This is a genomic window from Pelosinus fermentans DSM 17108 (genome assembly GCF_000271485.2).
In the GTDB taxonomy this organism is placed as follows: Bacteria; Bacillota; Negativicutes; order DSM-13327; family DSM-13327; genus Pelosinus; species Pelosinus fermentans.
In genome coordinates, this window is the sequence record NZ_AKVN02000001.1 from 1,225,674 (window position 1) to 1,238,679 (window position 13,006).

A 13,006-nucleotide genomic window follows, 5' to 3' on the forward strand; every position below is an offset into this window, starting at 1 on the left:
AATTTTCGCGGGTTCTTATCTTTTATCATTGAGTATGACAACTTGCACAATAACCATAGAATTCAAGGGAATGGGAAATGATCTTAAAGTGTTTCTTACCAATTAAATCAAAACTTTCTTTAGTGACAGGGCAGAAATCTAAACATTCTGTCTTACCGCATTCCAGGCAGACTAAATGATGGTGATGCGCTGTAGTAATAAGCTCATATATATTGCTATCCTTACCGGGGGTATGAATTTCACAAATGATTCCAAGGTTCACTAACAATGTTAAATTGCGATATACCGTATCTAAGCTGACATCAGGATATAACTGCTTTACATGGTCTAGGATCTGCTGTGCAGTGGCAAATCTGTCGCAGTTCATGAATGCAGTGATTACAGCTCGTCGCTGCGGTGTTATTTTATATCCCTTTTCGCGCAGGAGCGTAATAAACTTTTCCATTATAGATCTCTCCTAAATAATAATGTTACTGTATTTTACAGTATTGATGGATAAATTGCAATTCATAGAAGAAATTTTAAAAATTGCAGGAATATAGGTGAGAAGTAATGAAGTAATGCAGTATTTCATAGAATTTTTAATAATGGTGTTGTTTACACGTTGTATCACCTTAGGATATTGTGGTTTTCTAAGACTGAAAATTCGAAACAAGGGATTAGTAAGAGGCTTTGCGTAGTGATTGGAGGGAAGAGTTCATGGATATGAATGTTCTCGGTGAGCCCGTTGGTCATAATATGGTGGTAGCTTGGAATCAATTTATTCGTTCAGGAAAAATCGCAGCAGGAATTGTTTCGCCTTTGGTTGCTAAATCATGGGAAAAATGTGCCAATCGAAATATGAACCCTACAGAAGGTCGGGGGCAAATTGAATTAGGGCGTAATGAGCTTAAAGAGCTGCTAGATAAGAACGAAAGAACAATTCGTATTGCCAATCCTTTTATGAAAAATCTTTATAAAATGTTTTCCAATACGGGATTCATTATCGTATTGGCGGATATTAAAGGATATATATTAGAATCTTTTGGTGATAAGGAACGTTTAAAGAATGCACAATATCTTAACTTTGTTCTTGGAGCCAATTGGTCAGAGGCAAGCGTAGGGACAAATGCAATTGGACTTGCGCTGGCTACGGGAAAGCCGGCTCAAGTCTCAGGCTGGGAGCATTTTTCACAACCGCATCACTGCTGGACTTGTTCGGCAGCACCCATTTTTAATAAACAAGGAGAAATGGTTGCCGTACTAGATATTTCCGGTCCTGTACATGAGAAAAATTCTCATACCCTGGGCATGGTGGCTGCGGCTTCAGAGGCAATTTCCATGCAGCTGAAGATGCAGCAGAAACAAAATGAAATGATTCTAGTGAATAAACATCTGGAAAGTATTTTTAATGCCATGTCAGACGGTGTGATCCTCATTGATAAATGTGGCATTATTAAAGACGTAAATACGATTACGAAACAAATGCTCAATCGCAATGACCAAAATATGATCGGCTGCTCGATTGATACTATTTTTAAAGAAATATCACCTGTTACAAAAGAGATGCTGCATCATAAGAAATCGTATTCTGGTATTAAGCTGTCAGTGCCTGGCTCTAAGGGAATAAATCATTGTTTGGCGTCAGGTGAAATTGTTGCTGATGATCAGGGAGGAGTGAGCGGTGGTGTAGTGATCCTGCGTCCGATTCAACAAGGCAAGAGTTCAGCAAATTGCTATAGTGCCCATAATGCGGATTTCACATTTAATGATATTATTGGTAATAGTTCTTCTATGCGTGAAGTGATGGGAGTGGCAGTATTAGCGGCTGAAAGCAGTTCAAATATACTCTTGCAAGGGGAGAGCGGCACCGGAAAGGAATTATTTGCTCAGGCGATTCATAACCAAAGCGCTAGACGTAAGGGACCATTTATTGCTGTGAATTGTGGTGCAATCCCCCGGGAATTGATTGGCAGTGAACTTTTCGGCTATGAAGAAGGGGCTTTTACAGGAGCCAAGCGAGGGGGGCGTCCAGGAAAGTTTGAGTTGGCGGCAGGTGGAACGCTATTCTTGGATGAAATTGGTGACATGCCTTTAGAACAGCAAGTATCCTTACTGCGGGTACTGCAGGAAAAAAAGATAAATCGCATTGGCAGCGATAAAATAATTGCTACAGATGTACGAATCATTTGTGCTACAAATAAAAATCTGTTGAAAGAAGTGAGAATGGGGAGCTTTAGGCAAGATCTTTATTATCGTCTCAATGTAATCTCTGTTACCATACCTCCTTTACGTGAACGGGGGGAAGATATCATCTTACTGCTTACTTCCTTTTTGCAAAATTTGAGCAAAGGCCGAAAATGCGAATTTGACCTAGATCCGGAAGTATTGCATTGCTTAAAAAAATATAGCTGGCCAGGGAATGTGCGTGAACTTCATAATGTAGCAGAACGAATTATCCATTTGGTTAAGGGAAGGACAGTATCCTTAGTACATTTGCCTGCCGATGTATATCATTGCTGCGAAGAGTTGACAGAACTGCCAACCCAAAGAAGCTCTTTTAAGGAACAGCGCAGGCGGGAGAATGAAAAAACAGAACGAGAAGAAATCATTACACTGCTTCATGAGTGCAACGGAAATATTAGTCATATTGCCAAACGAATGGGCGTAGCTCGTACCACGGTTTATCGAAAGATGCAATTGTATGCAATACAATATTAAAACAAATAAGTGTAGCGAGGTGTAGCACCGTAATACACCGTTACGACATTCACGCTACAGTTCATTTATACAAAACCCACCTAAACCAGGTGGGTTTTTCTATTTTAGAAGCTATATGTTGGATTGATAAATCGAATGTACAGAGGTACAAAAGGAGTTTTGAACCACAGAGAGCACAGAGGACGCAGAGAACAGGGAGAGAATTGCCTTATCTATTCCTTCTCTGTGTTCTCTGCGCCTCTGTGGTTCGATAGCGTTTTTATTATCTGTAAAGAGTTGGTATGAAAATTGCAACATAATAGTATGTGAAGAATTAAAAGCAGCTTACGAGCGAATTACTTACAAGGGAGGAGAGGATTGGAGCATTCATAAAAAATGTCTGAGTAATAAGAAAAGTCAAAATAGTTTAGGAGGGTTATGATATGGGCGATGTTACGAAAGAACAATTATTGGATTTTTATAAAACAATGCTGACAATCCGTAAATTTGAAGATAAGGCAGCCGAATTATTTGCAGCAGGCAGGCTTCCTGGCTTTGTTCATCTGTATAGCGGGGAAGAGGCTGTGGCTGCAGGCGTATGTGCCAGCCTGACAAATAAAGATTATATCACCAGTACTCATCGAGGTCATGGTCATTTAATTGCCAAAGGCGGGCAAGTGGATAAGATGATGGCCGAACTGTTTGCTAAAGTGACAGGCTATTGTAAAGGCAGAGGCGGGTCCATGCATATTGCGGATGTGGAGCTGGGTATTTTGGGGGCCAATGGTATTGTTGGCGCAGGACAGCCCATTGCTGTTGGTGCAGCATTTGCGAATCAGTATCTAAAGAATGATGCAGTTTCCGTATGTTTTTTTGGTGATGCTGCTTCCAATCGAGGTACCTTTCATGAAGCATTAAATCTGGCATCCGTTTGGAAGCTGCCAGTGATTTTCGTCTGTGAAAATAATCGTTTTGGTATTTCTATGAATCAGAAAGATCATATGAATATTGTGGATGTTTCTCAGCGGGCCATATCCTATGGTATTCCGGGAGTTACAATTGATGGTAATGATGTTGCTGCTGTTTATGAAACGGCAAAGGATGCAATCAGCCGCGCAAGAAAGGGTGAAGGCCCAAGCTTAATTGAATGCAAAACATGGAGACATTATGGGCATTTCCAAGGAGATGCCGGTTTATATAAAGATGCCCAAGAACAAGAAGAGTGGTTGAAAAAAGACCCCATACTAAAATTAGAAGAAAAATTAAAGGTCCTGAAATTTGCCAAGGATACGGAACTCAAGGAAATACAACAACAGATACAAGGGCAAATTGATGCGGCGGTTGAATTTGCCGAAAGTAGTCCCGAGCCAAGTCCAGAAGATGTTCTGGCCGATGTGTATGCTCCCTGATTGCCGCTGCATTGCTGGTCTGCGAGGAAAGGGATATAGGCTATGACTTTCCTAAGGATTGCTATTTAGAATCGGTAGTTTGATTGATATAGAACAAAGAAAGGATGAAGAAAATGAAAAAAATGACATATGCCGAAGCCATTCGGGATGGTATGAGAGTAGAAATGCAAAGGGACGCCAACGTATATATTGCAGGTGAAGATGTAGGAAAATTTGGGGGCTGCTTTGGAGTTACGGCAGGATTATTTGATGAATTTCCTGGTCGGGTACTTGATACACCGATTAGCGAAACAGCGATTGTCGGTCATGCTGTTGGTGCGGCGGCAGCCGGACTGCGTCCAGTTGTTGAAATTATGTTCATTGACTTTATGGGTGTATGCATGGATGAATTGTTCAATCAGGCTGCAAAGATGCGATATATGTTTGGCGGCAAAGCAAAAGTCCCTATGGTGGTACGGACTCCTTGCGGCGGCGGTATGACGGCATCGGCTCAGCATTCTCAATGTATAGAAGCATGGTTCACTCATATACCCGGGATAAAAACAATTATGCCTTCAACCCCAGCCGATGCAAAAGGCTTAATGGCGGCAGCCATTCGCGATGATAACCCTGTCATGTATATTGAGCATAAGCAGCTGCTGGCCATGAGCGGTGAGGTACCGGAAGGTGAATATGTCATTCCTCTGGGCAAAGCAGATATAAAAAGAGCAGGATCGGATGTAACGATCGTAGCTTGGTCATGGATGGTTCACAAGGCATTAGCAGCGGCTGAACAATTAGCAAAGGAAGGAATTAGTGCAGAAGTCGTTGATTTGCGTACGCTGGTTCCTTTAGATAAGGAATGTATTTTGCAGTCTGTTGCGAAGACAAACAGACTCGTGGTGGTAAACGAAGCGGTTCGTACCAGCGGCTTTGCTGGTGAGATCGCAGCCATTGTTGTGGAAGAAGGTTTTGATTTGCTCGATGCTCCCATCGTGCGGGTCACTGCTCTTGACATCCCCGTTCCCTTTAATGCGAAACTAGAAGCCGTTTACTTACCCAACGAAACCAAAATCATAGCAGCAGTAAAGAGCTTATTTTAGCTTTGTAAAAAACGATATATCACGAAGGTCGCGAAGAAGTACAAGAACACGAAGAGCTTATATTTTTATGAATTTTATTCCTAATCTTCAAATCTTCGCGTCTTCGCGTTTCAACGTATTTTTTTTCTAATGTGGTAAGGGTGAGAAGAATCGTTGAGACTGAAACTTTTAATGATAAAGGAGTGCGAACATATGGCAGTAGAAATTACTATGCCGAAAATGGGTCTGTCTATGGTAACAGGGACCATCGTGAAATGGCTAAAGAATGAAGGGGATGCAGTCAGTAAGGGAGATATTATTCTGGAGGTTATGACTGATAAACTGACCAATACCATTGATGCTCCAGCGGATGGCGTGCTGCTCAGGATTGTTGCCCAAGAGGAAGAAGAACTTCCCATTGGTGCTTTACTGGGTGTGATTGGTATGGAAGGTGAAGTAGTTCAAGGTGCAAAAACTGCCGGCAAAGCAGCACCTGCTGCAGAGCCAGTGATTTCCGAAACGAAGCAGGCAGATAGTGGCAGCCAGGAAGTTACGGGAAATAGAGTGAAGGCTTCTCCTTTAGCCCGCAAGTTAGCCAAGAAAAACAATGTGGATTTTACGCAGATTACTGGTACCGGTCCATCAGGGCGCATTGTCCGAGATGACGTTCTTGCATTTATTGCCCAAGGTGGCAATTCCCAGCAGGCAAGCACACCAAAGAGCATTGGCAGCCCTGCTCCCATCGAAGAGCAAGAGAACTTTACTCTGACTCCTTATGCCGGCATGCGAAAAGCCGTCGGTGATAATATGTCCCTTAGTTGGTCCGTTGCACCAAAAGTCAATTACCATGTCAGCACGGATCTTTCTGCATTGCTAGCCTTACGAAAAACCATTAATGAAGAAGCGGAAGTTAAGATCACCATTACAGATATGCTGGTGAAAATTGTTGCTGTGGCACTTAAAATGTCGCCACATATTAATATCGCATTGGTTGACAAAAATATTAGAAATTATAAAGAAGTCCATGTAGGGGTGGCTGTTGCCATTAATCAAGGGTTAGTTGTACCGGTAGTGAAAAATGCAGATATCAAAACCATCTCTCAAATTAGCCGGGAAATTAAAGACTTATCCTTGCGGGCAAGAGATAATCAGTTAGGTATGCAGGAAATGCGGGGAGGAACCTTTACGGTTACGAATATCGGCGCTTATCAATCCGTTGATTGGTTTACCCCTATCATCAATCAGCCGGAAGCAGCGATTTTAGGAGTAGGCAGAACGGTAGACACACCTGTAGTAGAAAATGGAGAAATTGTAATTAAACCAATGATCGGACTTTCTTTATCCTTTGATCATCGCGTCATTGATGGGGCGCCTGCCGCTGAATTTTTAGGATTACTCTTAAAACTGATTAAAAAACCATATCAAGCTTTGATTTAGCCATGGATCTAGAATAGGAGGATGCAGAATGGGACGCAAGGGATACTGTATAGAACTTGAAGTTTGCAGTTATGATGAAATTCTTCATTTACAGGAGACTCTAAATCGGGCCAGGCAGCTGGGCGCTATCCCGGATACGCTGCTTCTCCTTGAGCATCAGCCTTGCTTTACCATAGGAAGAAAAAAAGGCAGTTCCAATCATCTATTAGTCAGTCAACAGGTATTAGATGAGCAGCACATCAAAGTGTTTGAGTCAAACCGGGGCGGGGATATTACCTATCATGGCCCGGGACAACTGATCTGTTATCCTATCATTGGTTTAACAGGAGTGCAGAAGGATGTTCATGCTTACGCCAACAAAATGGAAGAATTATTGATTAGAACACTGGCGTGTTTTGGGATTGCAGCGACGCGCAAAAAAGAATATCCGGGAGTATGGGTTGAGGATCAAAAAATTGGGGCAATTGGCATTGCGATCCGAAAATGGGTTACGATGCATGGCGTTTCTTTAAATGTTTGCCCCAATCTAACACATTTTTCCTTTATTGTGCCTTGCGGTATTACTTCTTTAGGAGTCACCTCTATGTCCCGGATATTGGAGACGGTAGATTCTAGAGCGGTACGGAGGCAATTGCGAAAACAATTTGAAGAATTATTTGAAATACAAACAGAGCTAGTGAGTGTAGAGCGGATAAAGGAGATGGTCCACTATGCTGAGACCGGCATGGTTAGTTGTTCCGGCACCCAATCAGGATGATCTTGCCCAGATGCAGTCTATGCTGAATGCAGGCAATTTGCATACGGTATGTGAAAGTGCAAATTGCCCCAACATCGGAGAATGTTTTTCCCAGAAGACTTGTACATTTATGATTTTGGGAAACATATGCACTCGCAATTGCCGATTTTGTGCCGTAGAGCATGGGCAGTTACCCTTGCCTGTGGACAGGGAAGAACCTAAGGCCGTGGCATTGTCTGCCAAGCAGCTGAACCTTGCCTATGTGGTGGTAACCTCTGTCACAAGAGATGATTTGCCTGATGGTGGTGCAGGACATTTTGCTAAAACCATACAGGAGATTCGTCAGGCATTGCCGACAGCGAAAGTCGAAGTGCTGATTCCTGATCTTTTGGGACAGTTTGCATCACTAAGGCAGATTATTGATGCGGGGCCAGAGGTAATTAGTCATAATATCGAAACCGTGCCACGCTTATATAAAGATGTGCGGCCACAGGCGATTTATGAACGGTCTCTTCAACTACTCAAACGGGTTAGTACTAGTGGTAAAAATATTGCCAAAGCGGGTATTATGCTTGGGTTGGGAGAAGGACATGACGAGGTGCTGCAAACCATGGTTGATATAAAAGCAGTGGGCTGCCAAATCCTGACTATTGGACAGTATCTTCGCCCGTCTGCCCAGCATCACCCGATTATGGAATATATCCATCCCACTGCTTTTAAAATGTGGGAAGAGAAGGCATATGAGATTGGCTTTAGCCAAGTTGTTTCCGGTCCAATGGTGCGGAGTTCCTATCATGCCGGACAATGTTATGCAAAAACCTTTCGTAGTTAATCAAAAAAGAGTAGGAGGTAGATAGTATGGCTCTTCAAGCTGCCTTTATATTTATAGCCCCAGAGGCTGATCCTATCCACCATCGATCGATTGTGAAAACACCCGAGGTTCACTTAACGGTAGTGGGAGTCAAAGACTATCAAGAAGCTGAACACGTTGCCAAAGAGCTGGTAGATCAGGGAATTACATCTCTTGAATTATGTGGTGGTTTTGGCAGTATTGGAACGGCTGCGGTTACCAAGGCTGCCCAGAACAAAGCAAATGTGGGAGCGGTTCGTTTTGATATCCATCCCGGTCTTGGCTTTAAAAGCGGTGATGATCTTTTCAGCTAATTCTAAGTAATAGAAAAAAACAAATGGAGAGAAAACATGAAAAAAAAAGTAATTATTGTTGGAGGCGGTCCCGGGGGATATGTGGCAGCCATTCGCGCGGCACAACTGGGGGCTGAGGTTCATATTGTTGAAAAGGAAAAAATGGGTGGGACATGTTTAAATGTGGGCTGCATTCCCACCAAAGCCCTTCTCCATACTGCCAAGCTGTACCACAATGTGCAGGAAGAAGCAAATAATGGACTGCGCGTCGAAGGAATATCCTTGGATTGGCCAGCTCTTATGGCTCGTAAGGATACGATTGTAAATCGCCTGGTTCAAGGAGTAAAGGGACTCTTAAAAGCCCATGGAGTGAAGACTCATAGTGGGCAGGCAGTATTGAAAGATGCCCACAAAGTTCAGGTGGTAGGGGAGACTACAGTAACTCTTGATGCAGATATTATTGTGCTGGCTTCCGGTTCTGTTCCCAGTAAAATCCCTGTACCCGGTGCAAATAGTGCTGGAGTCATTGACAGTACGGCAGCGCTGAGTTTACCTAAAGTGCCAAAGTCCTTGGTTATCATTGGCGGTGGTGTTATTGGTACAGAGTTTGCATCATTATATAGCTCTTTTGGTACAAAGGTCACAATTGTCGAGATGCTGCCGGAAATATTACCGATGGTAGATCGTCAAATTGCCAAGAGAGTAAAGGAAAAGTTAACAGAGTGCAACATCGATTTTATGCTGGAAGCAGGATTAAAAGAAATACTGCCAGCCTCTAACGGATTAAGTGCCGTAGTGCAAACTGCTGGTAAAAACCATGAAGTGGCAGGAGAATATATTTTGATGGCCACAGGGCGTAAGGCCAATATTCATAATATGGGGCTTGAAGAAGTGGGAATCCAGACGGAGCGGGGGAAAATTGTTGTAAATGAATATTTTGCAACGAATATACCTCATATTTATGCAATCGGCGACTGCAATGCGCAGATGATGCTGGCACATGCAGCATCTGCCCAAGGCGTTGCAGCCGTTGAATATGCGTTAGGTCATCGTCCTTTCTACAATCCTAAAGTCATCCCTTCTTGCATTTATACCATTCCAGAAGCTGCAGGTGTGGGACTTACGGAAGATGAAGCAGCGGCTCAAGGGATATCCTATAAAGTTGGTTTATTTCCTTTATTGGCAAATGGAAAGTCCCTCATTGAAGGATGTGAGTCTGGTCTGATTAAATTAATTGTCGCTGAAAAAAGCGGAGAAATTCTAGGCGGACATATTTTTGGACCAAGAGCCACTGATTTGATTGGGGAAATAGCACTGGCAATGAATCTGGAAGCAACGGTGGATGAAGTCATTGCAACAATCCATGCCCATCCTACAATGAGTGAAGGAATCGCCGAGGCAGCGCTCAGCGTGAGCGGCAATGCAATCCATTGGCCCCCAGGAGCAAAAATACTTTAATCAAAAATATAAAGAATTAATGAACCGCGAAGATCGCGAAGAGCTGCAAAGGACACGAAGGAGTATAGATATTTTACCTTCGTGTTCTTCAGAGTCTTCGTATTTTCGCGGTTCAAAACGTTTTTATTTTTTGAATTTGTGAAGTGCTTTTCCTAGAGTTTGAACGTAGCGATTGTTACTTGCAGTTCTTCAGCTAGATGGGCCAGTGCTTCACTGGAGGAGGCGATTTCTTCCATGGAAGCCGATTGTTCTTCCGTGGCCGCGGAAACGGTTTGTGTTTGCCCGCTTGTTTCCTTGCTAATGGTTTCAATCTCACGGATTGAGACAACCATTTCTTCACTGCCTGCAGCTACGCGCTCAATGGCAGAGGCAATATCTTTCACTTGGCTGGAGACTTGACTGGCTAAACTGGAAATTTCCGTAAAAGCCCCGCCGGCAGTATTTACTACATCGGTACCCAGTTTCACCTCACGGGTTCCGTCATTCATAGCAGTAACTGCATTGTCTGTTTCATTTTGTATCTCTTGAATGAGTGATGCAATTTGTTTCGTTGCTGCTTGGGATTGTTCTGCCAGTTTGCGAACTTCCTCTGCTACAACGGCGAAACCTCTGCCTTGTTCTCCTGCCCGTGCTGCCTCAATAGCTGCATTTAAAGCCAGCAGATTTGTTTGATTGGCAATATTGGAAATGGTATCAACGATTTGACCAATTTCTCGGGAACGTTCACCTAGTTTTGTGACAACTTTAGCAGATTCTGTAACGGTTTGATTAATCGTATTCATTTGTTGGATGGCCGCTTCGATGGAGTTTCCACCATTTTGTGCAGCAGCAGCAGCCCGGTCGCTAATTCCAGTGGCAATGCCGGCATTGCTGGCGATTTCTTGAATCGCTGTTGTTATATTTCCAACTGTTGCTGCCGCAGAATTAATGTTTCGCCCTTGCGCTTCCGTACCCGTAGCTACTTCCATAATGGATATAGCTACTTGCGTAGATGCCTGAGCTGATTGTTCTGCACTTGCCGTTAATTCTTCTGATGAAGCGGCAAGTTGTTCTGCAGAGACGGATACTTGGGATATGACAGTTCGCAAATTCGTACGCATTTTATTAAAAGCATCGGCAAGCTGTCCAATTTCGTCTTCTGATTGGTAGGTTATTGTGTCGGCGGCTAAGTTTCCAGCGGCGATTTGGCTGGCAACTTCAGCAACAGTATGTACGGGGCGCGAAATATTACGAGAAATGAAAAATGCAATGATACTAGATACAATAATGACAATGATATTGATAACAATTAAAAAGACTTGAGAAGATCTAGCATCTTTCGCGTATTGTTCTTGCTCTTGGGCGACATAGGTTCTTGTCTCGAGGGTTAATTTTTCTGTAGCAGTCATAGTAGCTTTATAGGGACTTCCTGCTTCAGCCATATAATGAGCGACCTCATCAGACTTACCAGCTTGTTTGGCGGCCATCGATAGTTCAGCGATTCTTTCATATTCTTCTTTTGCTTGCTTTATAGAAGTAATGTATTCTTTTCCTGTTCCTGTATTAAGATTTTTTTCTAACCATTTCAAGCGGTCATTTGATTTCGTTTTATAGTCATTGTAGACTGGAATATCATTTGGATCGCCAACAAAGTTGAAGCGACGCATGGTCACGGCCTCATTGGCAATATCAGCGGCTGCGCCTTGGACCATTTCCATTTTTTCGATATTTAGTTTACTAAATGTGTGATAATTTGCAGTTATTTCACCTATTTTCCAAATGGTAAAACCGCTCATCAGAATAACAAGAGCTAGGACAAGGGAAAATCCTCCGCCTATTTTTTTGCCTACAGTCCATTTCATAAAATATCCTCCTTCAATTTAGTGGTAAGTAATTGCTATATTTCACTATTATAAAGAATAGTTTGATTTTCTTGAATTCTAAAAAACAAAAAACTACCAGGTATCATCATGTCATTTACAGATGGAACCTAGCAGTCACTTTAGACTTAGCTAATGGATGATTGCTGTTAATAGATTCTTACATGATTATATTGTATATTTTATACGGATAAAATATACTTGTCAATAATTATTAGTATTTAATAATTATTTAAAATACTAAATATAAGGATTAATAAGGAGAATGCAGGTAATTTGATTATTCAAAATCAAGGAAATTATGCTCTCGCAGCCAGGAACGGGTACAAGCAATAAACTTCTTTCCAGCAGGAGATATATTCTTCATAGAAAGGGAAGCTAATCCTAAGATGCGGTAATCCGTTTTTTCTAATTCAACGATATGAATGTCTCCAGGTATATTAATTAAAATTAGTTCAGGAAGAATACTGATTCCTAATCCCATTTGCACCATTGCAAAAATAGTACGTTCTTCCATTAGTTCATATTTGACCTGCAGTTTCACTTTGTTCTCATGTAAAAGCCGCTTAATATTGTCATCACTACCCCATTGAGGCATAATAAAATGTTCACCTCTTAGTTGATTGAAAGATATGAATTTTTGATGCTGCAAAGGGTGGTCAGGTGGCAGGAGAACGACCAGCTTATCCTTTTTTAAAGGCATCACTTCAAATGGTTTAGACGTGGGCAATGAAACAAATCCAAAATCAATGGTGCTGTTTGAAATCCAATCGCTCATTTCATCATAGCATCCTAAATAGGTTTTCACTTCGATAAGAGGATACGCTTCATGAAACTGAGATAAAATTCCAGGAAGCCATTGCATGGAGACACTGGATAATGTTCCTAAACGAACAGTGCCTGTATTTAAGCTTTTAATTGAGATTACTTCTTGCTGTAGAAGTTCCTCTTGCTGCAAAATTTTCTGAATAAATATAAGAATACGTTCCCCATTGCTGGTCAGACTTACACCGGAACGATTCCTTTTAAGCAAAGAAAACCCCAGTTCGGATTCAAGAGTAGAGATTGCATAGCTTACACCTGATTGTGTCAGATGAAGTTTTTCAGCGGCTTTGGTCAAGCTGCCAAGTTCAACAATTGTGTTGAAAATCTCATATTTTGAAATAGTCAATTGAACCACTTCCTATAATTATTCGATACATAGCATTGTACGTTAAGCGGGTG

General features: G+C 42.1%; 11 protein-coding genes. 8 read left to right on the forward strand and 3 right to left on the reverse strand.

Translation table 11 applies throughout. The features are described 5' to 3' along the window. Positions 1-25: 25 nt before the first annotated feature. On the reverse strand, positions 26-445 hold the full coding sequence (locus FR7_RS05375) for a Fur family transcriptional regulator (protein WP_007931611.1): 420 nt from the start codon (positions 443-445) through the stop codon (positions 26-28). A gap of 254 nt (positions 446-699) precedes the next feature. Between FR7_RS05375 and FR7_RS05380 the strand changes: the two genes are divergently transcribed. From FR7_RS05380 to lpdA, 8 genes are all read left to right on the forward strand, one after another. Continuing rightward, complete coding sequence (locus FR7_RS05380; RefSeq protein WP_007931609.1) at positions 700-2,700, forward strand: sigma-54-dependent Fis family transcriptional regulator; 2,001 nt, start codon at positions 700-702, stop codon at positions 2,698-2,700. Between the two features lie 422 nt (positions 2,701-3,122). After that, on the forward strand, positions 3,123-4,088 hold the full coding sequence (locus FR7_RS05385) for a thiamine pyrophosphate-dependent dehydrogenase E1 component subunit alpha (protein ID WP_007931607.1): 966 nt from the start codon (positions 3,123-3,125) through the stop codon (positions 4,086-4,088). A gap of 113 nt (positions 4,089-4,201) precedes the next feature. Then, positions 4,202-5,170 carry an alpha-ketoacid dehydrogenase subunit beta gene (locus FR7_RS05390; protein ID WP_007931606.1) on the forward strand — a complete coding sequence of 323 codons (969 nt, stop codon included), beginning with the start codon at positions 4,202-4,204 and terminating at the stop codon, positions 5,168-5,170. Positions 5,171-5,362: 192 nt separating this feature from the next. Next, on the forward strand, positions 5,363-6,586 hold the full coding sequence (locus FR7_RS05395; RefSeq protein ID WP_007931604.1) for a dihydrolipoamide acetyltransferase family protein: 1,224 nt from the start codon (positions 5,363-5,365) through the stop codon (positions 6,584-6,586). Positions 6,587-6,614: 28 nt separating this feature from the next. After that, positions 6,615-7,343 carry a lipoyl(octanoyl) transferase LipB gene (lipB, locus tag FR7_RS05400; protein WP_007931602.1) on the forward strand — a complete coding sequence of 243 codons (729 nt, stop codon included), beginning with the start codon at positions 6,615-6,617 and terminating at the stop codon, positions 7,341-7,343. Further along, complete coding sequence (gene lipA / locus FR7_RS05405) at positions 7,297-8,154, forward strand: lipoyl synthase (protein WP_007931600.1); 858 nt, start codon at positions 7,297-7,299, stop codon at positions 8,152-8,154. Before lipB ends, lipA begins: the two co-directional genes overlap by 47 nt. A gap of 26 nt (positions 8,155-8,180) precedes the next feature. Then, entirely contained in the window at positions 8,181-8,486 is a 306-nt protein-coding gene (locus tag FR7_RS05410) for a DUF6506 family protein (protein WP_007931598.1), read from the forward strand. Between the two features lie 36 nt (positions 8,487-8,522). Beyond that, on the forward strand, positions 8,523-9,923 hold the full coding sequence (lpdA, locus tag FR7_RS05415; RefSeq protein WP_007931596.1) for a dihydrolipoyl dehydrogenase: 1,401 nt from the start codon (positions 8,523-8,525) through the stop codon (positions 9,921-9,923). A 152-nt stretch (positions 9,924-10,075) separates the two neighbouring features. Here lpdA and FR7_RS05420 read toward each other — a convergent pair whose 3' ends face one another. Beyond that, positions 10,076-11,764: a methyl-accepting chemotaxis protein gene (locus FR7_RS05420; RefSeq protein WP_007931595.1), complete on the reverse strand. Its 1,689-nt coding sequence runs from the start codon at positions 11,762-11,764 to the stop codon at positions 10,076-10,078. Positions 11,765-12,062: 298 nt separating this feature from the next. Next, positions 12,063-12,953, reverse strand: a complete 891-nt coding sequence (locus FR7_RS05425; protein ID WP_007931594.1) for a LysR family transcriptional regulator — start codon at positions 12,951-12,953, stop codon at positions 12,063-12,065. Positions 12,954-13,006: the final 53 nt, after the last annotated feature.

Bases quoted from the DNA above. Each gene is read 5' to 3' on its own strand.
- FR7_RS05375 (WP_007931611.1), bottom strand. From the start codon at position 445: ATGGAAAAGTTTATTACGCTCCTGCGCGAAAAGGGATATAAAATAACA.
- FR7_RS05380 (WP_007931609.1), top strand. From the start codon at position 700: ATGGATATGAATGTTCTCGGTGAGCCCGTTGGTCATAATATGGTGGTA.
- FR7_RS05385 (WP_007931607.1), top strand. From the start codon at position 3,123: ATGGGCGATGTTACGAAAGAACAATTATTGGATTTTTATAAAACAATG.
- FR7_RS05390 (WP_007931606.1), top strand. From the start codon at position 4,202: ATGAAAAAAATGACATATGCCGAAGCCATTCGGGATGGTATGAGAGTA.
- FR7_RS05395 (WP_007931604.1), top strand. From the start codon at position 5,363: ATGGCAGTAGAAATTACTATGCCGAAAATGGGTCTGTCTATGGTAACA.
- lipB (WP_007931602.1), top strand. From the start codon at position 6,615: ATGGGACGCAAGGGATACTGTATAGAACTTGAAGTTTGCAGTTATGAT.
- lipA (WP_007931600.1), top strand. From the start codon at position 7,297: ATGCTGAGACCGGCATGGTTAGTTGTTCCGGCACCCAATCAGGATGAT.
- FR7_RS05410 (WP_007931598.1), top strand. From the start codon at position 8,181: ATGGCTCTTCAAGCTGCCTTTATATTTATAGCCCCAGAGGCTGATCCT.
- lpdA (WP_007931596.1), top strand. From the start codon at position 8,523: ATGAAAAAAAAAGTAATTATTGTTGGAGGCGGTCCCGGGGGATATGTG.
- FR7_RS05420 (WP_007931595.1), bottom strand. From the start codon at position 11,764: ATGAAATGGACTGTAGGCAAAAAAATAGGCGGAGGATTTTCCCTTGTC.